The 24,552-nt window shown below is 60.3% G+C and carries 21 protein-coding genes; 8 read left to right on the forward strand and 13 right to left on the reverse strand.

Features of this window, described 5'->3' with window-relative positions:
* Window positions 1-2: 2 nt before the first annotated feature.
* From gmk to aroL, 9 genes are all read right to left on the reverse strand, one after another.
* Window positions 3-623, reverse strand: coding sequence for a guanylate kinase (gene gmk / locus H586_RS0108845; RefSeq protein WP_011368541.1), 621 nt, complete (start codon window positions 621-623; stop codon window positions 3-5).
* Window positions 623-877, reverse strand: a complete 255-nt coding sequence (locus H586_RS0108850) for a DUF370 domain-containing protein (RefSeq protein ID WP_011368542.1) — start codon at window positions 875-877, stop codon at window positions 623-625. The genes gmk and H586_RS0108850 overlap by 1 nt, the downstream gene beginning before the upstream one ends.
* A 2-nt stretch (window positions 878-879) precedes the next feature.
* Entirely contained in the window at window positions 880-1,761 is an 882-nt protein-coding gene (locus tag H586_RS0108855; protein ID WP_011368543.1) for a YicC/YloC family endoribonuclease, read from the reverse strand.
* A gap of 252 nt (window positions 1,762-2,013) precedes the next feature.
* The gene (gene mtaB, locus H586_RS0108865; RefSeq protein ID WP_027181857.1) at window positions 2,014-3,321 is read right to left on the reverse strand and encodes a tRNA (N(6)-L-threonylcarbamoyladenosine(37)-C(2))-methylthiotransferase MtaB; all 1,308 of its coding nucleotides are present in this window, start codon (window positions 3,319-3,321) and stop codon (window positions 2,014-2,016) included.
* 192 nt (window positions 3,322-3,513) lie between these two features.
* The gene (locus H586_RS0108870) at window positions 3,514-4,887 is read right to left on the reverse strand and encodes an NlpC/P60 family N-terminal domain-containing protein (RefSeq protein ID WP_027181858.1); all 1,374 of its coding nucleotides are present in this window, start codon (window positions 4,885-4,887) and stop codon (window positions 3,514-3,516) included.
* Between the two features lie 72 nt (window positions 4,888-4,959).
* Window positions 4,960-7,155 (reverse strand): SF1B family DNA helicase RecD2, encoded by a 2,196-nt coding sequence (gene recD2 / locus H586_RS0108875; protein WP_027181859.1) that lies wholly within the window; start codon window positions 7,153-7,155, stop codon window positions 4,960-4,962.
* Between the two features lie 122 nt (window positions 7,156-7,277).
* Entirely contained in the window at window positions 7,278-8,345 is a 1,068-nt protein-coding gene (aroC, locus tag H586_RS0108880; protein WP_027181860.1) for a chorismate synthase, read from the reverse strand.
* A gap of 157 nt (window positions 8,346-8,502) precedes the next feature.
* Entirely contained in the window at window positions 8,503-8,925 is a 423-nt protein-coding gene (locus tag H586_RS0108890; protein WP_011368548.1) for a universal stress protein, read from the reverse strand.
* 138 nt (window positions 8,926-9,063) lie between these two features.
* Entirely contained in the window at window positions 9,064-9,582 is a 519-nt protein-coding gene (gene aroL, locus H586_RS0108895; protein ID WP_027181861.1) for a shikimate kinase AroL, read from the reverse strand.
* A 216-nt stretch (window positions 9,583-9,798) separates the two neighbouring features.
* Between aroL and H586_RS0108900 the strand changes: the two genes are divergently transcribed.
* The 4 genes from H586_RS0108900 to H586_RS0108915 all read left to right on the forward strand — a co-directional run bounded on the left by H586_RS0108900 (window position 9,799) and on the right by H586_RS0108915 (window position 14,966).
* Window positions 9,799-11,208, forward strand: a complete 1,410-nt coding sequence (locus H586_RS0108900; protein ID WP_011368550.1) for an MFS transporter — start codon at window positions 9,799-9,801, stop codon at window positions 11,206-11,208.
* A 113-nt stretch (window positions 11,209-11,321) separates the two neighbouring features.
* A complete protein-coding gene (locus H586_RS0108905; protein ID WP_011368551.1) occupies window positions 11,322-12,506 on the forward strand; it encodes an aminotransferase class I/II-fold pyridoxal phosphate-dependent enzyme in 1,185 nt (394 codons plus the stop codon).
* Window positions 12,499-13,788 (forward strand): homoserine dehydrogenase, encoded by a 1,290-nt coding sequence (locus H586_RS0108910; protein ID WP_027181862.1) that lies wholly within the window; start codon window positions 12,499-12,501, stop codon window positions 13,786-13,788. Before H586_RS0108905 ends, H586_RS0108910 begins: the two co-directional genes overlap by 8 nt.
* Window positions 13,788-14,966 carry a BPG-independent phosphoglycerate mutase family protein gene (locus H586_RS0108915; protein WP_027181863.1) on the forward strand — a complete coding sequence of 393 codons (1,179 nt, stop codon included), beginning with the start codon at window positions 13,788-13,790 and terminating at the stop codon, window positions 14,964-14,966. Before H586_RS0108910 ends, H586_RS0108915 begins: the two co-directional genes overlap by 1 nt.
* A 77-nt stretch (window positions 14,967-15,043) precedes the next feature.
* Here H586_RS0108915 and mltA read toward each other — a convergent pair whose 3' ends face one another.
* Complete coding sequence (gene mltA / locus H586_RS0108920; protein WP_234702950.1) at window positions 15,044-16,294, reverse strand: murein transglycosylase A; 1,251 nt, start codon at window positions 16,292-16,294, stop codon at window positions 15,044-15,046.
* A 249-nt stretch (window positions 16,295-16,543) separates the two neighbouring features.
* Between mltA and H586_RS18740 the strand changes: the two genes are divergently transcribed.
* The 3 genes from H586_RS18740 (at window position 16,544) to H586_RS0108935 (ending at window position 20,287) form a co-directional block, all read left to right on the forward strand.
* Window positions 16,544-18,799, forward strand: coding sequence for a methyl-accepting chemotaxis protein (locus H586_RS18740; RefSeq protein ID WP_034618953.1), 2,256 nt, complete (start codon window positions 16,544-16,546; stop codon window positions 18,797-18,799).
* A 203-nt stretch (window positions 18,800-19,002) separates the two neighbouring features.
* Window positions 19,003-19,416 (forward strand): acyl-CoA thioesterase, encoded by a 414-nt coding sequence (locus H586_RS0108930; RefSeq protein WP_027181865.1) that lies wholly within the window; start codon window positions 19,003-19,005, stop codon window positions 19,414-19,416.
* A gap of 70 nt (window positions 19,417-19,486) precedes the next feature.
* Window positions 19,487-20,287 (forward strand): amidohydrolase family protein, encoded by an 801-nt coding sequence (locus tag H586_RS0108935; protein ID WP_027181866.1) that lies wholly within the window; start codon window positions 19,487-19,489, stop codon window positions 20,285-20,287.
* 390 nt (window positions 20,288-20,677) lie between these two features.
* Here H586_RS0108935 and H586_RS0108940 read toward each other — a convergent pair whose 3' ends face one another.
* From H586_RS0108940 to H586_RS20040, 3 genes are read right to left on the reverse strand one after another with little or no spacing between them, the layout of a single operon-like run.
* Window positions 20,678-21,022, reverse strand: a complete 345-nt coding sequence (locus H586_RS0108940) for a ferredoxin-thioredoxin reductase catalytic domain-containing protein (protein ID WP_011368558.1) — start codon at window positions 21,020-21,022, stop codon at window positions 20,678-20,680.
* On the reverse strand, window positions 21,019-21,378 hold the full coding sequence (locus H586_RS0108945) for a glutaredoxin family protein (RefSeq protein ID WP_011368559.1): 360 nt from the start codon (window positions 21,376-21,378) through the stop codon (window positions 21,019-21,021). Before H586_RS0108945 ends, H586_RS0108940 begins: the two co-directional genes overlap by 4 nt.
* Before the next feature lie 10 nt (window positions 21,379-21,388).
* A complete protein-coding gene (locus H586_RS20040; RefSeq protein WP_051363949.1) occupies window positions 21,389-21,943 on the reverse strand; it encodes a hypothetical protein in 555 nt (184 codons plus the stop codon).
* A gap of 211 nt (window positions 21,944-22,154) precedes the next feature.
* Here H586_RS20040 and fusA point away from each other — a divergent pair, with 211 nt between their 5' ends.
* Window positions 22,155-24,215 carry an elongation factor G gene (fusA, locus tag H586_RS0108955; RefSeq protein WP_011368561.1) on the forward strand — a complete coding sequence of 687 codons (2,061 nt, stop codon included), beginning with the start codon at window positions 22,155-22,157 and terminating at the stop codon, window positions 24,213-24,215.
* The last annotated feature ends 337 nt before the right edge of the window (window positions 24,216-24,552 follow it).

Genomic DNA, 24,552 nt, shown 5'->3' on the forward strand with positions numbered 1-24,552 from the left:
CATCATCTCCAATCCTGCAGCAGTTCGTCCACCAGTTCCGGGCGGCAGGTGGGCGACAGGGTGGCAGCCAGATACGCGGCACGCAACTCGTCATACGCCTGCTCCAGATTGTCATTCACTATCCAGGCGTTGAACCAGTGGGCCTGCTGCAGTTCGCGGCGGGCGTTGGCCAGACGACGGCGGATGGTATCTTCGGGGTCGGTGCCTCTGGCACGCAGCCGGCGCTCAAGCTCGGCACCGGACGGCGGCAGAATAAACACATAGCAGCCCTGCTTAAGCGAACCACGCAGCTGCGCCGCGCCCTGCACATCGATGTCAAAAAGCACATCACGCCCGCGGGCCAGCAGCTGGCGGGTGTCTTCCAGCGGGGTTCCGTAAAAATTTCCGTGCACTTCGGCCCATTCGGCAAAAAAGCCTTCATCACGCAGCCGGATGAACGTTTCTTCATCGACAAAGTTGTATTCGCGCCCGTGCTCTTCGCCCGCACGCGGCTGGCGTGTGGTGTAGGATACAGAAAAGGCAAACCGGGGGAATTCTTCCAGCAGGCGGCGGGTAAGCGTGGTTTTTCCTGTGCCAGAGGGCGCGCAGAGCACCAGCACTATGCCGGAACGGGGACGGACCATTAACTGTTTTCCTCCTGAATGAAACGTTGTCCTATGGTTTCCGCCTGAATGGCGGACAGTATGACATGGTTGGAATCGGTGACGATGATGGACCGCGTCTTGCGGCCCTGTGTGGCGTCGACAAGCCGCCCCTGATCACGGGCTTCCTCACGCAGTCTGCGCATGGGAGCCGATGCGGGATTCACTATGGAAACCACGCGTTCGGCAACCACAAAGTTGCCGAACCCGACATTAAGAAGTCTTTGTTTCTGCATGATTACTCGATGTTCTGCACCTGCTCACGGCATTTTTCCAGCTCATTCTTAAAATCAACCACAACGCGCGAGACCGAAGGATCCTGCACCTTGTTACCGCAGGTGTTGATTTCGCGGAAGCACTCCTGCAGGGTGAAATCAAGCCGCTTGCCGGCATCGGTGCCCTGATGCAGCAGCTCGCCCAGCCGTGTCAGGTGCGCGTCCATGCGGGTGATTTCTTCGCTTATGTCCAGCTTGTCGGACATGATGGTGATTTCCTGCAGAAAACGGTTCGGTTCCAGCTCCAGCCCTTCACGTTCAAGAATTTCGGCAATGCGCTCGCGCAGCGTTGTGAATTTTTCATCCTTGATGGCAGGGGCCTTGGCCGCAATGATTTCCGCCCAGCCGCGCATACGGCCTATGCGGGTTTCCAGATCGGCCAGCAGAGCCTGAGCCTCGGTCTCGCGCGCCTTGTTCCAGTCGGCCAGAGCCGCGGCCAGCCCTTCTTCCAGACTGCCCAGCAGTGTTTCGTCCAGTTCGCCGGAAGCATCTTCCCACAGGTAGGAAAGATTAAGCAGCCGGTTATAGTCGGGTACAAAGGCATCGCCGCGCTCTGCGGCAAAACCGGTCAGCTGCTCCAGCATGGATGCGGCCTGACGCGTGTTGAAGCTGACACCATCCAGTCCCTGCCGCCGGATATCCAGCGAAAGCGAGACGTCCACCCGACCGCGCGAACCGAACCGGCGCAGCACCTTTTCCAGCCGGGATTCATACCCGCGCAGAAAACCGGGCAGACGCCATTTGATATCCAGATGGCGGCTGTTCACGCTGCGGATCTCCCATGTCTGGGTCCAGTCGGGGCTTTCCTTGGTGCAACGGCCGAAGCCGGTCATACTACGAAGCATTATGGTACTCCATGCAGAACCGCCCTGCTGTGCAGGGCGGATGATAACGGTACAAAAGCGGCATGCCGGAAAGCATCACCGCCCGGAAAACAAAAAAACATGCGGACGCCACGGCAAAGGTCATCATGCAATGAAGAGGATTCCGGCTTTGCGCTGGCGTGCTCATATATACTCCTCTGACCGCGAACCGTGCCGCTGTGCGGCGTTCCATACGCCAGAAGCAACCCGCGCGCAACCACGCCGCGGGCACCGCTACTGCGGTGAAACAATCAAAACACCTTTGCGCACTTCTAAAGGACGGGCGCTGCGTATTTCACGCAGTGTAGCACCATCGGGCACCGAGTCAAAGCGGCAGTCGGTATAGAATTCACTCACCCCGCGGGCCGGGGACAGGCTCTGCAGCACCACATGCAGGCTGTCCCGCCTGAGCAGCGACTGCAGAAAAGCATCTTTCTTTTCCGCCGCAACAGCCCTCACCGCCGCAGCACGGGCCTTTTTTTCCGCCACCGGCAGTTGGTCCTTCATATCCGCTGCCGCCGTCCCCGGACGTCGGGAATACGGAAACACATGCGCATAGGTAAGCGGAAGCTCGCGGCAGAAAGCCAGCGTTTCTTCAAATTCCTCAAGGGTTTCGCCGGGAAATCCCATCAAAATATCAGCGCCAAGACCGTATACCGGCCAGATACCGCGCAGAGAATGCAGAAAATCAAGCAGCGGCTGCGGTGTATAGTGGCCCCGTCCCATGCGCCGGAGCACCGATGCGCTGCCGCTCTGCAAGGAAAGATGCAGCTGCGGGCTGACCAGCGGATTGGCTGCCAGCGTATCAAGAGCCTTGGAACCAAGCTGCCCCGGCTCTAGCGAACTGATACGCAGCCTTGCTCTGCCGGCCCACTCCGGACCGAACTCGTTGCCCAGCCGCGCCACCACATCCCAGAAGTCCGCGGGCATGGCAAGGTCGCGCCCGTACTGCCGCAGGTTCACCCCGCTCAGAATAAGTTCGCGGAACCCGCCCTGCAGCAGCCTGCGCACCTCGTCTGCAATGTCGTGCGGCGCCCTGCTGCGCGAAGGACCGCGCGTAAACGGTACAATACAGTATGTACAGCGGTGCGAACAGCCGTCCTGCACCTTGACCACCGCGCGGGCACGCGTGTACCCGCTGACCTGCATATCGGGAAAATCCTGTGCCGCGCCGCTGCCGGAAGGTGCACTCACCGCGCCCTGCGGCCACTGTTTCAGGCCTGCCTTGGCGTCCTGCGGTACCACCGCGGCCACGCCGGGCAGGGCTGCCAGCTCATCGCCCAGCACCTGTGCGGCACAGCCGGTGACCACTATGCGGGCAAGGGGGTTGGCTCTGTGCGCCTGCCGTACCGTGGCGCGCACGTCGCTGACGGCTTTTGCCGTCACCGCGCAGGTATTCACCAGCACAAGATCCGCCTCGGCCGCACTCTGTACTTCCGTAAAACCGCGGGCCAGCCACACTTCGCGCAGCGCCTGCGTTTCATACTGGTTTATCTTGCAGCCCAGAGTGGCCGCATAAAATCGTGTAGGATGTTCGCTCATTGCAATACCGCTGTTGTGCCGTCCGCCTGAACGGCATGTATATGGACCGGCAGCACGCACAAAAACACAGACGCGCAATGCCGGTTGACGGGGTGTATAGCCGGAATGCCGCCAAAAAGGTAGTGCCGCTTTAACATACCGTTCTCACTTGGCATTGACATCTGCGGCATGGTCTGCGGCACGGTACTGCCTTCAGGGAACCTGCGGCGGCAACAGCGTGAGTCCGCGGATACGGTCGAGCATCCAGTTCTTACGCACCTGCGGATATTCTTCGCCGGCGTGCAGGGTGGTCACCACCGCCCGCCCGATGACCAGACGCCCTTCGGGCGCACGTCCGCCGCCGGTCCGGATGCCCCACACGTTGTGAAACATGAGCGGTTTTCCCGCTGCGCAGTCCTGCCGGTCAGGCCCCAGATACAGGCCGATATGTCCGCGCATCCAGATAAAACTGAAAAAAGGCACACCCTGTTCCAGAATATGCGCCTCGCGTTGCGGGGGAGTCATTTCTTCCAGCGACACCAACGCTCCGGCCCGTGCCTGCTGTGATGAATTGCGCGGCAGCCAGATGCCGAAGGGGGCAAACAGATCATGCATGGCGGCCGAACAATCGCGGTTTTCCAGCAGACCGCCCCACCCGTAGGGCTGCCGCATCATGCCGTTGCCCACCATGGCCACCGCCACGGGGGTAAGCGGCAGCGGCATACGCGCCGCCGCACCGTACGAAACATGCACCAGCCGGATACCCGCGCCTCCGTCCGCCCCGCGTACGGGCACCCGCAGAACAAGACCGGCGGCATCAGCCTTGTCCACCGGAAAAACAGCACCGGTATGGGCCGTAAGCACCCAGCGGCCTTCCGCCGTCCGCAGCGGAGTATCGTCTGCCACAACAGCAGCATACATTCCGGTTCTGTACGCGTTCATAAACCCGGAATCCACATACGCCACATCGCGGGCGCGCACCCACCCGGCGGCCAGCGGCGTTTCGCACAGCAGCCATCCGCCGTCGGACGAAGCGTGCACCACAAAAACGGGCATACCGGCCCATAACGCACTGTACTGGAAATAATCAAAAGGATAGCCCTCGCCCGCTCTGGCCGGATCGCGGAAAAAGGGTTCGTCGTCCGGCGCCATGCGCAGCGAGGTATTGCCGGTGATAATGGCAGGAACTGCCAGCGATGGATATTCTCCGGTACGGCAGCGCTGCCACAGCGACTCCGTACGCGCGGGGGGTACGGGCAGCAGGTTGGCTCCCCAGCCTTTACCGTCCAGAGTGGCCCGCAGGTCGGCAAACATGGTGTGACGCGGCATGGACGGAGCACGCATATCCCATGCGGCAAAAAAGCGGCGCAGAAAAAAACCGGTCTGCCGTTCCTGCTCCTGCAGAGTCAGCAGCGGAGCATCGGGCTGCGGCAGCGCCCGCGCGTACACCATGAGGTCCTGTTCCAGACAGTCAATGTCGCGCACGGCGGGAGGGGCGGGAAAAGGCGGCTGCACCACGCGGGGGGCGCACCCGCCCGCCAGAAGCATACAGCCCAGCAGCACACAGACAACACGCAATGAAATCATGGCAGCACCTGTCGCGGAAGCATCCGCTGTTTACATACACCGCAGCACCGCACCGTCCGGCGGCGCCGCCGGTCATACCCCGCGGGCCAGGCGCTGCGCCAGATACGTAAAGCGTTTCTGCATCTTATTATTTTTGACGGCAATGGCCAGCGCGCGCTGCGATCCCACCAGCACCACCAGCCGCTTGCCGCGGGTGACACCGGTATACAGCAGGTTGCGCTGCAGCAGCACATAGTGCTGTGTCAGCACAGGCATGACCACGGCGGGATATTCCGACCCCTGCGACTTGTGCACTGATATGGCATAGGCAGGAACCAGTTCATCCAGCTCTGAAAATTCGTACACCACATTACGTTCTTCGTCGAACCGGACAGTCAGCTCGCGCTCTTCCTTATCAAGCCTGCAGATGCGCCCTATGTCTCCGTTAAAGACATCTTTTTCGTAATTATTGCGTATCTGCATCACTTTGTCGTCCAGCCGGAACTGCCGCTCGCCGCGCTGAATGACCAGCGTTTTGGGGTTAAGAGCCTCCTGCAGCCGCGTATTCAGGTTGGCGGCGCCGGCTGTTCCCTTGTGCATGGGCGTCAGCACCTGAATATCATTTATGGAGTCCAGCCGGAATCTGCGGGGAATATGATTTTTCACCAGATCGACAACCATATCGGCCACGCGGTCCGGGTCTTCCTGCCTGATGAAATAAAAATCGCTCAACCGGTCTTTGGAAGATTCCAGCGACGGAATCTCGCCCTGATTGATAAGGTGTGCGTTGCAGATTATTTCACTTTCCTGCGCCTGCCGGAACACTTCCACCAGTTCCACCACGTCCACCACGCCCGACCGGATGACATCCTGCAGCACGTTGCCCGGCCCGACGGAAGGCAGCTGATTCACATCACCCACAAAAACCACAGTGGCCCCCAGCGGCACCGCTTTAAGCAGATGGTACATGAGCATGGTGTCCATCATCGAGGCTTCATCCACCACCAGCAGGCTGCAGGCCAGCGGATTGTTCTCGTTGCGCGAAAAACCGTCCTCGCGCGGGATGTATTCCAGAAGCCGGTGAATGGTCTTGGACTCGCGCCCGCTGGTTTCGCTCATGCGTTTAGCCGCTCTTCCCGTGGGAGCAGCCAGCAGAATGCGCGCCTTCATGGCCGCGAACACTTTGATAATGGCGTTGATGATTGTGGTCTTGCCTGTACCCGGACCGCCGGTAAGCACCATTACCTTGCTGCGGGCCGCGGTGCGCACGGCCTGCTCCTGCTCTTCGGCCAGCGTGATGTCCAGTCCTGCGACTATCTCGTCCACCAGCGCATCCTCGTCGCCGCCGGACACGGATTTGGGTGAATGCAGAATACGGCGCAGATAATGCGATATGCCCGATTCGTACCGGTGATACCGCGAAAGATACACAGCCTGACCGCTGTCCGTCTCATCCAGAACGATGCGCTCTTCCAGCTGCAGGTTGTCTATGGCCTGATCGACCATGGGCGCGGAAATTTCCAGCTTGTCCGAAGTCTGTATGACCAGTTCGTCGCGGGGGTAGTACACATGGCCGTCCTCAGTCAGACGCATGAGCATGTAGAGCAGACCGGCCTCCGCACGCAGGTCGCAGTCGCGGGCAAAACCCAGTTTCTGCGCCACGGCATCTGCGGTCAGAAAGCCTATGCCGCGTATGTCCATGGCCAGCCGGTAGGGGTTTTCGCGCACCACGGCCAGAGCCTGCTGACCGTAATGCCGGTATATGCGCACCGCGTACGAGGTGCTTACCCCGTGGGGCTGCAAAAACATGATGAGGTCGCGGATACCCCTGTGCTCGGCCCATCCGTCGCGGATGCGCTCCATAAGCTTCTGCCCGACGCCCTCCACCTCCAGCATGCGCTCCGGTTCGTCATCCAGCACGTTGAATGTCCCGGTGCCGAAGGTTTCAACGATGCGGCCCGCCATCTTTTCCCCCACGCCTTTGATAAGGCCCGAAGAAAGATAATGCCGGATGCCTTCCAGGGTGGCAGGCAGCACCTGATCAAAGCTGGACATCTGAAACTGACGGCCGAAACGGGGATTTTCCGTCCAGTCCCCCTTGAGCGACAACGCCACACCGGCCTGCGGCTCCACCATGTGGCCCACCACCGTCACCTGATCGCGGTTGCCCTGCACCTTAAGCCGGAACACCGTGTATCCGTTTTCCTCATTGTGAAAAACCACACGCTCCAGTGTGCCTACCAGTTCGACCTGTGCGTCCATCTCTTCCTGCGGGGCGGGATCCTGCATGCTCTTACCAGTCCGTCAACTCCGGCATCAGCCGTCGATTATTTGATGTTATGTTTTCTGCCGGTATGGGCGGTACCCGACATGCCGTCAAGGTGTTACTGCGCTTCTCGCGGCGGGACGCCTTATGCACGCACGGCGGTCATACGGCGCTGCATCAGCAGCATGTCGGCCAGTGTCAGTGCGGTCATAGCTTTAAGAACAGGCACAATGCGCGGTATAGCACTTATATCGTGTCTGCCGCCCACGCGCAGAATCACTTCGCGGCCGGAATCATCCACCGTGTGCTGCTCCTGCGCGATGGAAGGAATGGGCTTGACGGCGGCGCGGGCCACAACGGTCTGCCCTGACGAAATACCGCCCAGAATACCGCCGGCATTGTTTCCGGCGTATCCGCGGGCGGTCATGGCGTCGTTGTTGCTGCTGCCCGTCAGACGCGCTGCGGCAAACCCCGCTCCTATTTCCACCCCTTTTACGGCACCCACCGACATAAGCGCACAGGCAAGGCGCGCATCAAGCCTGTCAAACACAGGCTCGCCCAGACCGGCGGGAACTCCGTAAGCTTCAACCTGCACGATGCCGCCCACCGTATCGCCCCTGCCCTTCACGTTGCGCACCAGAGCATCCCACTGCGCCACAATGTCTTCTTCCGGCGCAAAAAAAGGTCTGTCCTGGGCCCCTGCGGGGTCTTCCGGCCGCGCGGGCACACCGCCCAATTCCACGGTAAAGGCATTGACGGTTATGCCGCATTCCGCCAGCAGCGCCTGCGCCACCGCACCGCCCGCCACGCGTGAAAGCGTCTCGCGGCCTGACGAACGTCCGCCGCCACGGTAGTCGCGCCGGCCGTACTTGGCATCATATGTGACATCGGCATGCCCCGGACGGTAAACGTGCATTATATCGCCGTAATCGCGGGAACGCTGGTCCGTATTTTCCACATGAAAGGCCACAGGAGTGCCCGTTGTCCGGCCCTCGAACACGCCGGAAAGCAGCCGCACTCTGTCAGGCTCTTTACGCGCCGTGGCGGCGGGGCCGCCCTGCCCGGGTCTGCGGCGGTCAAGCTCGGCCTGAATCATGGCTTCCGTCAGGGCAATTCCCGCCGGACAGCCGTCCACCACGCCACCCAGACCGGCACCGTGCGATTCGCCGTAGGTCGTCAGTCTGAAAACACGGCCAAAGGTACTGCCGCTCATTGTTCCTCCGGAATCAAAAAAAAAGAATACGTGCGGCCGGAACATACGCCGCGCAGACGGCGCACGGTCCGGACGCACGAAACATATCCCGCAAGCAGGCATGCACAACGGCAGCCTGCCGCAGCAGACGGGCTGCGCCCGGCATGAAAACTGTCCGCTAGCGGATAACTGTCACAGGGCAGTCGGCAAGCTGCAGAACCCTGTGCGTCACGCTGCCCAGCAACAGACCTTCCAGTTCGGAATGCCCGCGCGAACCCATGACAATAAGGTCGCAGTTCTCGGCTTCTGCCGTTTCGGCAATGGCTTTATCCACAGCGCCTTCCAGCACCCTGCACGCGGCCTCCACCCCTTCGTCCTTCATGCGGTCGCAATACGATTCCAGCAGCACTTCAGAACGCTTGACCAGAGCGGAACGCGCCTGTTCCCAGCTGTCACGTCCCAGCATGGGCGGCAACGCCATGCGGCAGTTGACCACAAGCACCGAAGCCCCCACAAGCTGGGCCAGATTCGCGGCATATTCAGCCGCTTTTTCAGAACAGGCCGAACCGTCCACGGGAACAAGGATCTTACGGATTTCCATATTCAATTCTCCTGAAGGGCCAATGCCCGCATATAAAAGGCCGCCGGAACGGACCGGCAGAAACGCCTCTGCCTGCCATGCAGGCGGTACAGCCACAGCATACCCCACGGGGCGTCACGCGTACAGTGTCCGCGCCGGTCATCCCGCGGCAGCCAGCAGCCGCAGCATCTGTCCGGCAACCGCTGCGGCAGGCTGACAGGCATCCACCACATGATGCGCCGTCTCGCGGTACAGGGTATCGCGTTCCGCCAGCACGGCGGCAATCTCGGCCGCAGGGTTCCCCCCTGTCAGCGAAGGCCGCTGCGAGACCACAGGGTCCAGCACCAGTCTGGATGCCAGAACAGCCGCAGGAGCGCACAGATAAAACACAATGCCCCCCTCGCGCAGCGCCGCGCGGTTATCCGCGCGCAGCACCATGCCGCCGCCGGTGGAGACCACCACCCGTGTCAGCGCACACGCCGCCTGCAGCGCCCCGGCTTCCGCCTCACGGAACACCGGCCACCCGTCGCGGGCCACCATGTCCGCAATGCTGCACCCTGCCCTGCGCTGCACCATCTCATCGGTATCAGCACACCGCCAGCCCAGTTTTTCCGCCAGAATACGGCCCGCCGTCGTTTTGCCGCAGGCCCGCGCCCCGATCAGAAAAATACGCTCCATCCTACCTCCGCCTGCACCGCGCATGCGGCCTGTACCATCCGCACCCGGACGCCCGTAACAAGTGTGCTTTGTCTCTTTCAAATACCCGTCAATGCAGGTATGCTATGACATACGCCGAAACGCGCACTTTCGGCAACCGTACGGCGCAGCGTCTGTCCGGCGCTTTTTTACGGCGCGGCCGCACTCCGCAGTTCCACCGCAACAGCAAATTCCAGTATGAAACAATTTCTTTCCGGCCCCCGCGCGGGCATATCGTCAGGACTGCCGGTGCTGTACACCGTGGCCGCCACCCAGTTCATCATGCCGTTCATGTTTTCGGGCGTGGCCGTCACCCTGCCGGTCATGGGGCAGGAGTTCGGGGCGGGCGGCACGGCGCTGGGGCTTGTGGAATCCATTTATCTTGCCGCCACGGGCGCTCTGCTGCTGCCTTTGGGCAGGCTGGCCGACATGGCGGGGCACGCCCCGCTTTTCCGCTCGGGCGTGCTGCTGTACGCCGTTTCCACACTGCTGCTCAGTTTTACGCAGGACATGACAACCTTCATTCTGCTGCGTCTTGTGCAGGGCACCGGCGCTGCCATGACCATGGCGTCCAACATGGCCCTGCTGACCAAAGCCATTCCGCGCAGCGAACGCGGCAGGGCCATGGGCATAGCGGTGGCCAGCGTGTATCTGGGGCTTTCTGCAGGGCCGTTTCTGGGAGGCGCCATCGCCACGCATCTGGGCTGGCGCTGGCTGTACATACTGGGAACACCGCCGCTGGCGCTGGCCTATCTGCTGGCACGCCGCAACCTTAAAGAACGCTGGCAGCCCGTAACGGAACCATTTGACTGGGCCGGGGCCGCGCTTTCGGTCTGCGCCGTGGGTCTGGCTGTTTTCGGCGGGCCCAGACTGGCGGCCGGCCCCGGCGGCATACTGGCACTGGCCGGCAGCATGGTCTGCGGCGCACTTTTTCTGGTGGTAGAATCACGCACAGCCAATCCGCTGCTCGACCTTGCCCTGCTGCGGCGCAACAAAACGTTCAGCTTTGCCACGGCTGCCCAGTTCATCAATTATGCCGCAACATTCGGCATCACATTTCTGTTCAGTCTGTATCTGCAGAACGCCCGCGGCATGACTGCGCAGGAGACCGGCACCGTATTGCTGGTACAGCCTCTGGTGCAGACGCTGCTTTCGCCGTTGTGCGGACGGCTGGCAGACAGCATGCCCGCGCACCGCATAGCCACGGCGGGCATGGCATGCTGCACCGCGGGCACCCTGATGGCGGCCATGACCGGCGCAGACACGTCCATGGCTTTCATGCTGACCATGTTTGTGGTGCTGGGGGTGGGTTTTGCCCTGTTTGCATCGCCCAACATGAGCATCATCATGGGCAGCGTGCAGACCGGCCGCTACGGCATAGCCTCGGCCATGGCGGCCAGCATGCGCACGCTGGGCATGGTACTCAGCATGGTTCTGGTAACCGCCGCCATGTCGCTGCATACGGGCGATGCCGTGGTGACCGCAGAAAACGCCGACGCCTTTATTTCGGCCATGCGCTGGTCGTTTGCCGTTTTTTCGGCACTGGGAGGCTTCGGAGTGGCACTTTCTCTTTTCGCCTCGCTTTCGCCGGATGCCCCCCGCGAATAAAGTCCGCTTTTCACGGGCGCTGACGCAGCTTTCTTTTTGACAGCGCCATACCCTACCGCATATGGTCACGTCTTATCGTTTTCACCTTTTTATTTCGGAGGACGCCGAAGGCCATGTACGAATTTCCACGCATGCACAGACTGCCCCCCTACGTTTTTGCCGTAGTGGGCGAACTGAAGATGCAGCTACGTCGTCAGAACGTGGATATCGTGGACATGGGTATGGGAAACCCAGACATGCCCACCCCGCAACATATTGTCGAAAAGCTGAACGAAGCCGCGGCCAAGGGCGTCAATCACCGTTACTCCGTATCCAGAGGCATACCCAACCTGCGCAAGGCCATCTGCGAATGGTACATGCGCAAGTTCGATGTTTATCTGGATCCTGACAAAGAAGCCGTGGTGACCATGGGCGCCAAGGAAGGACTTTCCCACCTTGCCCTTGCCATGCTTTCGCCCGGCGACGTGGTGTTTGCGCCCGATCCGACGTACCCCATCCACACTTACGCGGCCATCATCGCGGGTGCGGACGTGCGTCGTATTCCCATCGGCAAAGGCCGCGACTTTTTTGAAGACCTGCTGGCGGCAACGCGCCAGACATGGCCCCAGCCCAAGCTGCTGATGCTCAGCTACCCTCACAATCCCACCACCGAACTGGCGACACTCGAATTTTTCCAGAAGGTTGTGGACTTTGCCAAAGAACACAAGATGTATGTCGTGCACGACATGGCCTATGCCGATCTTGCGTTTGACGGATACGAGCCGCCCAGCTTTATGCAGGCCGATGGTGCCAAGGACGTGGGTGTTGAATTTTACTCCATGTCCAAAAGCTATTCCATGGCCGGATGGCGTGTAGGTTTCTGCGTGGGCAACCGTGAAATGGTGCACGCGCTTACCCGCATCAAATCATATCTTGATTACGGTATTTTCCAGCCCATCCAGATAGCCGCCACTGTGGCGCTGAACGGGCCGGAAGACTGTGTGAAGGAAATTGTGGATACATACCGCCAGCGCCGCGACGTGCTGTGCGAAGGGCTGAACCGCGTGGGATGGCCCATTGAACCGCCCAAGGCCACCATGTTTGCCTGGGCCGAAATTCCTGAACCTTTCCGTCAGATGGGTTCTGTGGAATTTTCGAAACTGCTGCTGAGAGAGGCCGGTGTGGCCGTTTCGCCCGGACTCGGCTTCGGGCACTTCGGCGACCACCACGTGCGGTTTGCCCTTATTGAAAATCCCCATCGCATCAAGCAGGCGATAAAGGGTATAAAACGAGTACTATCAGGGAGCTCCTGTGGCTAGCGACAAACGACTCGTGCTCGGCGTTGCCGGTTTCGGCACCGTGGGCACGGGCCTGACATCCATACTGGAAGAAAACCGCGACTGGATCATCCAGCGCACCGGACGCGAGATTGTCGTAAAGACGGTGCTGGTGCGCGACGTGAACAAAAAACGCGCCGTCAAACTGCCCGAAGGGGCAGAGCTGACAGATGATCCTGCCCGGCTGGTAAACGATCCCGAAATCGACGTGCTGGTGGAGCTTATGGGCGGCATAGAAGCCCCCAAGGCGCTCATCCTGCAGGCTCTCAACGCCGGCAAGCACGTTGTGACCGCCAACAAGGCGCTGCTGGCTGAAGACGGTTTCGAACTGTTCCGCGCGGCACAGCAGAACGGGGCGGGACTGTACTACGAAGCCAGCGTCTGCGGCGGCATACCCATAGTCCAGACACTGCGGGAAAGTCTGGCCGGCAACCAGATGACCTCGCTGGTGGGCATTCTGAACGGAACGGCCAACTACATCCTTTCCGAGATGACCACCAACGGTCTGGACTTTGACACCGCGCTTTCGCAGGCGCAGGAACTGGGCTTTGCCGAGGCCGACCCCACGCTGGACATCGAAGGCTTTGACGCCGCACACAAGCTGTGTCTGCTCATCAGACTGGCATTCGGCAGAGATTACCCCTTCAGCATGCTTCCGGTACAGGGTATTTCCGGCGTTGACCGTATGGGTATCGAGTTTGCACGCGAGTTCGGCTACCGTCTGAAGCTGCTGGGCGAAGTGCGCAACGTGGACGGCAGGCTGGAAGCAGGCGTATTTCCCATGCTGGTGCACCACACCTATCTTATCGCGCGGGTGGGCGGTGCCTACAATGCGGTACGGATGGAAGGCAACGCCGTGGGACCGGTGTTTCTGCACGGTCTCGGCGCGGGTGCAACCCCCACGGGCAGCGCGGTGCTCAGCGACATCATGGCAGTAGCCCGCGGCTGCGCCCCCAACAATACGGGGTTTGTCGAGCAGGTTCCGGCTCCCGCCGACATCATGCCGCCCGAAGAAGCTGAAGCCTGCTACTATTTCCGCGTGATGGTCAGAGACCAGCCCGGCGTGCTGCGGGATCTGGCCGGAGCCATGGCACGGCAGGACATATCCATAGCGCAGGCAGTGCAGAAGGGGCAGGACCCCGGCGGTGTGCCCATCGTGTTTATGACGCACGAAGCCAAAGCCAGAAACGTGGCGGCCGCGCTGGAAGACCTTAAAGGTGCCGGTCTGCTGCTGGCGGAGCCTGTCCATTACCGGATTCTGTAATGCGCCCGCTTATCGTGGCCGTTGCCGACGGCATGGGCGACCTGCCGTGTCCGGCATCGGGCGGTACCCCGCTGGAGACCGCCGCCACACCTACCCTTGATCAGATGGCCCGTCACGCTGTGACGGGCCTTTGCCGCACTATTCCGCCCCGCACCATTGCAGGAACGGAAACCGGCCTGCCAGCTCTGGCAGGGTATGACCCGCAACAGTTCAGGCTGCCCCGCGGCCCGCTGGAAGCCATGGGGGCAGGCATCAGCCCTGCTCCGGATACCGCTGTCTGGCGGCTGAACATTGTCAGTCTGGACCCGGCAGACCGTGTGGAAGACTTCACCGCGGGCAATCTGGACGACGAATCCGCGGCGCGGCTGCTGCATGCAGCCGCACATCTGGCGCACCCTTCGCTTGCCTGCATCACCGGCAGTTCGTTCCGCCACCTGCTGCTGCAACACCATGCCCGCCGGAACACTGCGGCACCGGACATCCCCCTGCCGCACGAATCACAAGGAGCACACCGGCGCATACTGCTCGACGCCCTGCAGACTGTTCCGACGCTGCACAGACTGGTCACCGGCAGTCTGGCACTGCCGCAGGCCCGCCGCCAAAACGGCGGAAAGCTGATGCTCTGGCCGTGGGGGCAGGGTCACAGGCCGCATCTGCCCTCATTTGCCGCTCTGCACGGCAGACGCGCTGCCATGGTAGCCGGCATTCCTCTGGCTCTGGGTCTGGCGCAGGCGGCAGGCATGACCGTTGCGCGCAATGCGGCCTTCACCGGAGACATCCACACGGACTATGCCGCCAAGTCCCGCGAGGCGCTTGCCCTGCTGAAAGACCACGATACCGTGTTCATCCATCTGGAAGCCACCGACCTGTACGGCCACAACCGCGATGCCGCCGGCAAGCGGGACGCGCTGACGCGCTTTGACACGCAGATTCTGCGCCCGCTGTACAGGGCATATCCTCAGGCCGTCTTTCTGGTCACATGCGACCATCTGACCCCCGTGACCACAGGGCGCCATCATGCGGGACCGGTGCCTTTTCTGGTGTACGATGCCGCCCTGCCCGCAATGCCCCCCCGGCATTTCTGTGAGGCAACAGCGGCACGCAGCGGGCTATGCCTGCCATGCGGCCCCTCGCTGCTGGGACTGGCGCTTGAACATGCCTGCAGCCCTTCTGTCTGACTCATCTTTTTATGCACGAGGGCAAAAAAAAAGCGCCCGTCGGGTACACGGGCGCCTCTGGTCGCTTTCAGCACATGCTAAGGCGCTGTCTGCCGCGGCAGCAGCAGATATACACTGCCCCGCGCCGCCAGATGCCCGGCCACAAATTCCGCCAGTTCACCGCTGCCGCTGAACAGGTCTATCCGGTGCTCCTTGATGGCGCCGCCGGTATCCTGAGCCAGACCTATGCCCGTAAACGGCTGCTCCGCATATGCCCTGCCATCTGTTCCGTGCTGCTGCACCGTGGCGGGCAGCGGTCTGGGTACTGAAAACAGCATGGCGCTGCCCAGCGGCAGAGTCGCACGGTCGGTGGCCAGACTGACCCACGGCGTAAGCACCTGATTGATGCTGCCGTAAGGCCCGTCATCGGAAAGCCGGAAGAACACATAGCTCGGATTGGTATTCAACAGTTCGCGCTCTTTTTCGGGATGCGCAGCCAGATACGCCCTGATGGACTGCATGGAAATACCGTCCGCAGGCAACAGACCGCGCTCTTTCATCACTCTGCCCAGCGATACATATTCCCTGCCGTTTTTACCGGCGTACAGCACATGCTTTTCCGTGCCGTCGGGCATTATCAGCCTGCCGGAACCCTGCACCTGCAGAAAGAATATATCCGCAGGATCCTGCACCCATGCTATCTCCAGCCCCTTGCCTTCCAACGCCCCGCCGCTGTCTATGGTTTCGCGGTCATGGTAGGGCACCACTTCGCCGTTTTCCACCCTGTATGTCAGCACCTGCCCTTTCCACCGCGGGTGAAACGCTTCCAGCCGCACGGTTTTCAGATCCTGCGGCTTGCCGTACAGCGGAAAAGGGTACGCCGCACTGCGCACGGGCGAAGCATGAATATAGGGTTCGTAATAACCGGTAAACAGCGGGCCCGGTTCCAGCCGCAGAAAAGTGAAATGCCGCGCCAGCAGTTCCGGACGGCTGTCGAGCTGCGGCAGCAGGCTGACAAAAAGTTCCAGCGACGAACGCAGCTGATCCCATGTGACTCTGCGTCCGTATTTATCCAGCGCCGCATCCTGTGCAGGACGACGGCGCACATATTCCAGACTTCTTTCCAGCGCAGGCCGCAGCGCCAGCCACGAATCAAGTCCCTGCCGCCGCGGGTCCAGACTGCGGGTCAGATCGCGCGCCTCGTCCTGCGGAACCTCGCGGAACACGGGTACCTGTTCCGTAGTTACGGCACACCCGCCGGCCGCCAGCAACACAGTACAGCAAGCAGCCAGCAACAGCAGCCGCAGCCGCGGCGCCATGGGCCGTCCAACACGCATTTCAACAAACATACCTTTCACGTTATGCCATCCTGACCTTGTTCCGCACGGGCCTGCACAGCCGCTGCCGCACACGGCAACACACGGCACCCGTCCGCGGGGTTGGAATATAAATTACGCGGCGTCCGCCATGGTGCTAGCATAAGCACGGTATTCTGCCCGCGACGGACAGCACACCGGCGTTGCGTACCGCGTACAACGCCTTTCAGCCAATCCGCCGTATAGTACAGCACAGCCAAACCCTCAACAAGGAAGCCCGCCATGCGAGCACATTTCGGTTTTCAGTCCATGGCATTGCGCATCATTCTGCTCATAGCCGTCGCGCTTACCCTTCAGGCCGGTATTTTTGCCGCGTCCTCCACACGCAGCCTCATGGGCTTTGCAGAAACGGAAGGCGAACGCTTCCGCGCCAGTGAAACCGAAAAACGCAAAATCCAGCTGGCAAACATGGTCAGCGTGGCCGAGAACACCATCCGGTCATATTACGAGCGTTCGGTGGACATGGAAGCGCTGAAAAAGGAAGCCTCCGCCCCCCTTAAACGGCTGGTGGACGCTACCGCCACGCAGATGATGCAACACTATGACCGCAACAAAATCATCGTGCCGGAACCATCGCTGCGTTCGGACCTGCTTTCCATGGTGCGGGGCATACGTTACGACGGCGACAACTACTTTTTCATCTGCAATGCTGCGGGCACGCTGCTGGCGCATCCCAACCCCTCGCTGGAAGGCCGCACCCTTTACGACATGCAGGACAAGAACGGCGTGTACCTGTTTCGCGAGATCATCAAAACCGCACAGCAAAAAGGAGAAGGCAGCGTAAGCTATGTGTGGCCCAAAAACCGCGATGCAAAACCCACGCAGAAAATAACATGGGTCCGCATGCTGCCCGAACTCGGCTGGATACTGGGCACCGGAGCATGGGTGGAAGACGAAACCGCACGTCTGCAGCAGGAAGCCATGGAGGCAGTGGCAGGTTCCGTGCTGGAAAACGGCGACTACTTCTGGATTCACGACACCTCGCTGCACATGGTGCGCAACCCCCTGCGCCCCGAACTGGACGGTACAGACGTTTCCGGCGTGCAGGATAAACGCGGCACAGCCCTGTTCAAGGCAATGGAAGAAGTCATCACCGCATCCGGACGGGGTTTTGTGGAGTACTGGTGGGCCAAACCCGGGCAGCAGGGAGAGTTTCCCAAAGTGTCCCATATCCGCCTGTTCGAACCGTGGGGCTGGGTAGTGGGTATGGGAGTGTATACAGACGACATAGACGCCGCCGTGGCCGAAGAAGGCCGGAAACTGCGCACGGAAGCCGCCGCCCTGCGCATGGAGACCCTGCTGTTTTCCGGTATATTTCTGGCCGTCATGCTTGTTGCCAGCGTGCTGCTTATACGTGTGTATCTTTCACGGCCGCTGGGTTCTTTGCTGGAATACACGGCCAGCGTTGCCAACGGCAATCTGGACGCACAGACCCACGACACATTTCGCGGTGAACTGAAAGTGCTGCGCAATGATCTGGTGCGCATGGTCGTAAGCCTGAAAGAAAAAATACACGAAGCAGCAGCACTGGCCGGCAAAAGCGAAGAAGAAAGCGAACGTGCACGGCTGGCCATGCAGGAAGCGGAAGAAGCCCGGGGCATGGCCGAACAGGCCCGCAAGCAGGCGCTGCACGATGCCGCATCAGCACTGGAGGGTGTTGTTGAGGAACTGGCCATGACCACGGAAGGGTTCTCTCATCAGATAGACGAAGTGGCCAACAGTGCGCAGATGCAATCTGACAAGCTGGGCCGCACAGCCGATGCCATAGAGCAGATGAACGCCAGCATGCAGCGTGTGGAACAGAATGCCAGCAACGCCAGCGAGGCTTCGTCCGACAGCCGCAACAAGGCAAAGGAAGGCGCGGAGGTGGTCCGCGATTCCGTGGCCGCCATGGAACAGGTGCAGACCATGGCCGAAAACCTGAAAAACGATATGAACGCTCTGGGAGCGCAGACCGAGGCCATAGGACGCATAATGACCGTCATCACCGACATTGCCGACCAGACCAACCTGCTGGCGCTGAACGCCGCCATTGAAGCAGCCCGCGCCGGAGACGCCGGACGGGGGTTTGCCGTGGTGGCCGACGAGGTGCGCAAACTGGCTGAAAAAACCATGAGCGCCACCGGTGAGGTGGGACAGGCCGTAAACGCCATACAGCAGGCCACAAACAGAAATATGGATAACGCCCAGCAGGCGGCCGAAGCCATAGGCAGAGCCACCGGTCTGGTGCAGCACTCCGGAGAAGCGCTGGAAACAATAGTTACCCGCTCTGACGATGCGGCGCATCAGGTCGACATGATACACGAAGCCACTTCGGAGCAGTCGCACGCCAGCGAAGAGGTGACCGGCGCCGTGGAAGAAGTGCGCCGCATAGCCGCGGAAACCGCCACAGACATGGAATCGGCCCGCGAGGCCATCATCAGGCTGACAGGGCTGAGCGAATCGCTGACGGGCATGGTGCGCAAGCTGCGCAGCTGACCGTACGCAGTTCTGACCGTACGCCGCGCCCCCCCACCGGCGGGCGCGGCTTTTTTTTACATGTATGAAGTGCCGCATGCGCACAGGAGCGCACCACACCATTAAAAGACAGCTCTTTTCATACTTTGCCACATGCGGCGGCTTGGGGTATGTAACCACTTTGCCCGACGCATCCCATGAGGGACGCATTCAGGAGTATGCCCATGACCGACTTTCCCGCGCCGGAAACCTGGCTCGCACACCGCGTATCCTATGGTGAGACGGACACCATGGGCGTTGTATACTATGCCGAGTACCTGCACTTTTTCGAACGGGCCCGCAGCGAGTTCATCCGCGCCCGCGGCATGAGCTATGCGCAGGTGGAAGAAAAAGACATCATGCTGCCCGTGCGCGAAGCGGCCTGCCGCTACCGCCGTCCCGCCCGCTTTGATGATCTGGTGCGCATCCGCACCGGTATCTCGCAATGGGGCAGGGCATCACTGACGTTTGTGTATGAAATCTGGAACGAGGATAAAACCGTTCTGCTGTGCACGGGCAGCACGCAGCACGCCTGTGTAAACCGCACCGGGCGACCCGTTTCCGTTCCCGAATGGCTCCGCGCCCTGTTCACAGCGTAACCCCGCCGCTACGCCAAACCGCCCGCGCCCCGCTGTTTACCGCGGAGGCAGCGGCCACACTCTTACTGTCATGCTGCTTGATATACATACCCACGCGTTTCATCCCAAAATAGCCTCCAAAGCCGTGGCCCAGCTGGAAAGCCACTACGGCATCACCATGAGCGGCTCCGGCCTGCTGGAAGATCTTGATGCGGTAACCCGCAAAGCCGGACTGGACGGCTATGTGGTGCACAACGCGGCCACCGCTGCGGCACAGGTTGTGCCTGCCAACAACTTTGCCATGGCGCTCAGCCTCACCTGCCCCCGTGCCGTGGCATTCGGCAGCATCCATCCCGATTATGAAGAATGGGAGGCACAGCTGAAGCGTCTGCAGGCGCACGGCATACGCGGCATCAAGCTGCACCCCGAGTTTCAGGGGTTCTGGCTGGATGACCCGCGGCTGGAACCTATTTTTGAAACCATCGGCGACAGCATGATGATCATGTGTCACATCGGCGACGCACTGCCGCCCGATGAAAACCCTTCATGCCCGTACAAGCTGGCGGCACTGATTAAAAAATTTCCCCGCGTGCGGTTCATCGCCGCACACATGGGCGGCTACCGCCACTGGAAGTATGCGCTGGAAGCACTGGCGGGCAAAAACGTCTACATGGATACTTCCAGCTCACTGGCGTTCATCGACGATGACACCCTGCACGGTCTATGGAAAAAGCACCCGCGTGAACAATGGCTTTTCGGCAGTGACTGGCCGCTGTTTGATCCTGCATCGGAACAGAAAATGCTCCGGAAACGGCTGGGCATCAGCGACAGCGCTCTGGCCGATCTCATGGGCAACGGTGCGCTGGCACTGGGGCTCAGGGCGCAGTACTGAAACACTGCGTTCCGCATGGGAACCTTGCACAAAAAAACACCGCATCCTTAATGAATGCGGTGTTTTTTTGTGTCTGACATACAGGCATGCACATACCGGCGGGCAAACCTGCACTGTACCGCCGGTGCTTGGGGCAACAACAGCATAACCGCCATACGGACGTTATGAAAAGCCACCGGCGCACCGGTGGCGGCCCGTCTGCGCCGGGCGCGTCATACCTTGCGGCAGCACCGGGGCGACACGGCAGCCGCAAACGGCATACGAAAGGCAGCGGCAGACAACCGGCAAAGGCATGTACCGGTCCCCCGCCCTGCCGTCACAGTGGCGGCAGTCTCCGTACCTTGCACCATGAACGCACGGACACAATCTGCCGCCTGCGGAACGGAGACGTCAGCCCAGCAGTTTTTCCGGCGGACGACGCTCGGGCACCACCTTGTGTTCTATGGTGCCTTCGTTCCATTCCTTTGTCACATACAGTCCGCAGAAACAGGCCCCGTACTCCTCCATATCCGGTTCGCGGTACACGCAGGGGCATATGATATCTCTGTCCGCTTCGTATTCACCCAGCGCAAGACGGCAGGGACAGGCCATGTAACCGTAACGTTCCTTGGTCTGCAGCAGGCTTTCGAGCAACGGCATGGTCATGCCCATGTCCGCGTTGAAATAAAAGCCTTTGGGCTCCTGAAATTTTTTGAGCATTTCGTACAGGGTTTCCGGAGTCATGGTTTTGCTCATAAGTCCAGAGCCTCCTCGATCTGATCTTTGTGAAAGCCCACAATCACCGTGCCGCCGTTGTCTATGACCAGCGTGGGAAACGAAAGTTTGGGATTGTGTTTTTTGATGAACGAAATGGTCTCACTGCGTTCATCGCCGGACAGCATGTCCACATAGACGCACTCAAAGGGCACGGAATGCTCTTCAAGAAATTCCTTGCATTTTCTGCAATGGATGCAGGTGGACAGGGCATACAGTCGCACGTCGCTGTTTTCCGCCATGGTGCTTCCTTTTCTGAGAGGGTTGATATCACCGGCAACATAGCAGCGGCCGGAACAGATGACAATGCAGGCACACGGCAGTGCCTGCGTTCCCATGTCACCGCAGCTATTGCTCAGGTTCTCCCGCGGGGTCATGCGCCGGTTCATGCGCCGGTTCATGTGCCAGTTCATGCGCCAGTTCACGCGCCACCATGCGTATGCACTCATCCTGATCGCGCGCCACGCTTTCTCCCCTGCCGGCATGTTCAGGATGCGACAGCACAAAACGCTCATGCTCCAGCAATGCTTCTTCCAGCCCGCGCGTGCCGCGGTCGAGCGAAAAAGCCTGCACCCGGTGCCGCACAAGCAGCGTCACGGTTCTGCCCTCTGCCGCAGGCAGCTCAATACGCAGCCCGTCTTCATCAAGCATGCAGGTAAACCGTGTGTTTTCCGGCAGTGCGTTGCGCATGTCCTCCACGGCCCGCAGCACGGGCTTCAGCCGCTCCACGCCCAGTTCCCGCAGTCTGCGGGCCGCCGCTTCCGGTGCTTTTTCTCGTTCGCGTCTGCGGCGCAGTTCTTCTTCCAGCAGCTCGCGTGCGGGTCTGCGTTCCTGCCACCATGCCCGTATCAGCATTATCACGGCAACAACGAACAGCACTCCCAACAGCAGATTGATGTACATCCGTCCTCCGGTATGCGGTTATCTTACCGTCTTATATCGAACCGATTTGTTTTTCCAGTAGGTTGATTTGTGCACAGGGCTTGACATCTTTCTCTAACTCTCTCTATGCATTAGACTCGCAGCACCGGAAAAGGGCTGCACTGAGCAAAAGGACAAAACCCCTGCGCGCAGGGGCTATTCCCACGATACACACGTTACAAGGGAGAGCTACATGTCCAGAGCGCTTGAAAATCAAAGAACCTATGCCCTGGTCGGCACCGGAGGCAGCGGCAAGACCTCGCTGGCGGAAATGCTTCTTTTCCAGTCCGGCGCGGTCAGCCGCATGGGAAAAATCGAGGACGGAACAAGCTGCCTTGATTACGAGCCGGAGGAAGTGAAGCGGCGCGGCAGCATACAGCCCGCTTTTGCGACATTTTCATGGAACAAGAACCGGCACTTTCTTGCTGACATCCCCGGCGATAACAACTTTATCGGCGACATCAACTACCTGCTGGCCGGCGTTGATGCCGCCGTTTTTGTTGTCGATGCCGTGGACGGAGTACGCCCCCTGACACGTAAACTGTGGAACGCCGTGAAAAATGCCGGTCTGCCCGCCATGGTCTTCATCAACAAGACCGACCGCGACAGAGCCGACTTCGACATGGCCTTTGCGGGATTGTCCGACATACTGGGTATCAAACCCGTTCTGCTCTATTCTCCCGTGGGGCAGCAGGAAAACTTTCGCGGGGTGGCCGATGTGCTGGCAGGCAAGGCCCTGCTGTTCGGCGAAAACGGCAGTGTGACCGAAGCTGACATACCCGCGGACATGGCAGACGACATACAGGCCCTGCGCGAAACCATGGTGGAAAACATCGCGGAAAGCGATGAAGAGCTTATGGAAAAATACCTTGAAGAAGGTGAACTGACAGACGAAGAAATACACGCTGCCCTGCGCAAAGGCGTACTGAAAGGCGAACTGATACCGGTTGCTGCCGGTTCGGCACTGGAAAACAAAGGCGGCGCGCAGGTGCTCGACCTCATCCAGAGTCTTTTCCCCTCGCCGCTGGACCGCGCGGCATGGCTTGACGAAGAAGGCAACGAGCGCGTCTCCTCTCCCGACGGGCCGGTGTCTGCATTTGTCATAAAAACGCTGGCCGACCCCTTTGCAGGGCAGCTCAGTATTCTGCGTATTCTTTCCGGCACGCTGAAGCCCGACACCACGCTGTACAACCCCGCCAGAGAAGAAAACGAGCGTGTGGGCACACCGCTGTGCCTTGTGGGCAAAGAGCAGACCCCCTGCAAGGAAGCTCTTGAACCCGGTGCCGTTATTGCCGTGGCCAAACTGAAAAACACCCGTACCGGCGACACACTGTGCGAAGAAAAAACACCCTTTGCGCTGGCGCGCCCGCATATGCCCCCCACTCTTATCACCTATGCGCTGGCCCCGCAGGAAAAAGGCGATGAAGACAAAGTATACGCGGCCGTGCACAAACTGCTTGATGAAGACATAACCCTGCGTCTGAACAGAGACGAAGAAACCGGAGACATACTGCTTTCCGGCATGGGGCAGATGCACATAGAAACCGCCGTGGAACGTGCGCGCCGCCGTTACAAGGCGGACATTGTGCTGAAAACGCCCAAGGTGCCCTACCGCGAAACCATCAAGGGCAAAGCGCAGGTGCAGGGCAGACACAAGAAACAATCCGGCGGACGCGGGCAGTTCGGCGACTGCTGGGTGGAAATCAGCCCGCAGGAGCGCGGAGCAGGGTACACCTTTGAAGACGCCATCGTGGGCGGTTCCATTCCCCGCCAGTATATACCCGCTGTGGATAAAGGCGTTCAGGAGGCCGCCCACAGAGGCTATCTTGCCGGATATCCCATGGTGGACTTCAAGGTGCGTCTGTACGACGGGTCGTACCACACGGTGGACTCTTCGGAAATGGCCTTTAAAATCGCAGGATCGCTTGCCTTTAAAAAAGCCATGGAATCATGCCGCCCCGTACTGCTTGAACCCGTCATGCTGGTCAGCGTGTCTGTGCCGGATGAATACATGGGCGACATCATCGGCGACCTTTCCAGCCGCCGCGGCAAAGTGCTTGGCTCCGACTCCACAGCCGGCATAACGGAAATCAAAGCGCACATCCCCATGAATGAAATCATGCGCTATGCCCCCGATCTGCGTTCCATGACCGGCGGACAGGGCGTGTTCACCATGGAATTCGATCATTACGAGGAAGCTCCGCCCCATATCACCGAAAAGGTGGTGGCAGAAAGCCAGCAGGCAGCAGCCTGATCTGCATTGCTTCAACGACATCCACGCGGCCGCCTCCGGGCGGCCGCATGCATTGTATCGGGGTGTGATATCCCCTGCCGCGACAGCCCCCGTGCAGCACACGGCAGCACACGGCGTACGTTTTTTTAAACCGCTGCCGCAAGATGCCGCCCTGCCGTTCCCCCGCTCCCGCCATGCCTGCGTTCCCGCGGCAGAGTGTTTTTCTGTCTGCTTGCTTTTTTGCTCCGCTCATGTTGCTTTTGCCCGTCCGCGGGCTTATGCCCCGTGGCAGGATACCGGCACACAAACGCCGGCCCCGAACATTCAACGCAACCGATCCAACGGAGACGTTCCTATA

It is taken from the genome of Oleidesulfovibrio alaskensis DSM 16109 (assembly GCF_000482745.1).
In the GTDB taxonomy this organism is placed as follows: domain Bacteria; phylum Desulfobacterota; class Desulfovibrionia; order Desulfovibrionales; family Desulfovibrionaceae; genus Oleidesulfovibrio; species Oleidesulfovibrio alaskensis.

Coding starts and splice junctions, on each gene's coding strand:
- gmk (WP_011368541.1), bottom strand. CDS start 623: ATGGTCCGTCCCCGTTCCGGCATAGTGCTGGTGCTCTGCGCGCCCTCT.
- H586_RS0108850 (WP_011368542.1), bottom strand. CDS start 877: ATGCAGAAACAAAGACTTCTTAATGTCGGGTTCGGCAACTTTGTGGTT.
- H586_RS0108855 (WP_011368543.1), bottom strand. CDS start 1,761: ATGCTTCGTAGTATGACCGGCTTCGGCCGTTGCACCAAGGAAAGCCCC.
- mtaB (WP_027181857.1), bottom strand. CDS start 3,321: ATGAGCGAACATCCTACACGATTTTATGCGGCCACTCTGGGCTGCAAG.
- H586_RS0108870 (WP_027181858.1), bottom strand. CDS start 4,887: ATGATTTCATTGCGTGTTGTCTGTGTGCTGCTGGGCTGTATGCTTCTG.
- recD2 (WP_027181859.1), bottom strand. CDS start 7,155: ATGCAGGATCCCGCCCCGCAGGAAGAGATGGACGCACAGGTCGAACTG.
- aroC (WP_027181860.1), bottom strand. CDS start 8,345: ATGAGCGGCAGTACCTTTGGCCGTGTTTTCAGACTGACGACCTACGGC.
- H586_RS0108890 (WP_011368548.1), bottom strand. CDS start 8,925: ATGGAAATCCGTAAGATCCTTGTTCCCGTGGACGGTTCGGCCTGTTCT.
- aroL (WP_027181861.1), bottom strand. CDS start 9,582: ATGGAGCGTATTTTTCTGATCGGGGCGCGGGCCTGCGGCAAAACGACG.
- H586_RS0108900 (WP_011368550.1), top strand. CDS start 9,799: ATGAAACAATTTCTTTCCGGCCCCCGCGCGGGCATATCGTCAGGACTG.
- H586_RS0108905 (WP_011368551.1), top strand. CDS start 11,322: ATGTACGAATTTCCACGCATGCACAGACTGCCCCCCTACGTTTTTGCC.
- H586_RS0108915 (WP_027181863.1), top strand. CDS start 13,788: ATGCGCCCGCTTATCGTGGCCGTTGCCGACGGCATGGGCGACCTGCCG.
- mltA (WP_234702950.1), bottom strand. CDS start 16,294: ATGTTTGTTGAAATGCGTGTTGGACGGCCCATGGCGCCGCGGCTGCGG.
- H586_RS18740 (WP_034618953.1), top strand. CDS start 16,544: ATGCGAGCACATTTCGGTTTTCAGTCCATGGCATTGCGCATCATTCTG.
- H586_RS0108930 (WP_027181865.1), top strand. CDS start 19,003: ATGACCGACTTTCCCGCGCCGGAAACCTGGCTCGCACACCGCGTATCC.
- H586_RS0108935 (WP_027181866.1), top strand. CDS start 19,487: ATGCTGCTTGATATACATACCCACGCGTTTCATCCCAAAATAGCCTCC.
- H586_RS0108940 (WP_011368558.1), bottom strand. CDS start 21,022: ATGAGCAAAACCATGACTCCGGAAACCCTGTACGAAATGCTCAAAAAA.
- H586_RS0108945 (WP_011368559.1), bottom strand. CDS start 21,378: ATGGGAACGCAGGCACTGCCGTGTGCCTGCATTGTCATCTGTTCCGGC.
- H586_RS20040 (WP_051363949.1), bottom strand. CDS start 21,943: ATGTACATCAATCTGCTGTTGGGAGTGCTGTTCGTTGTTGCCGTGATA.
- fusA (WP_011368561.1), top strand. CDS start 22,155: ATGTCCAGAGCGCTTGAAAATCAAAGAACCTATGCCCTGGTCGGCACC.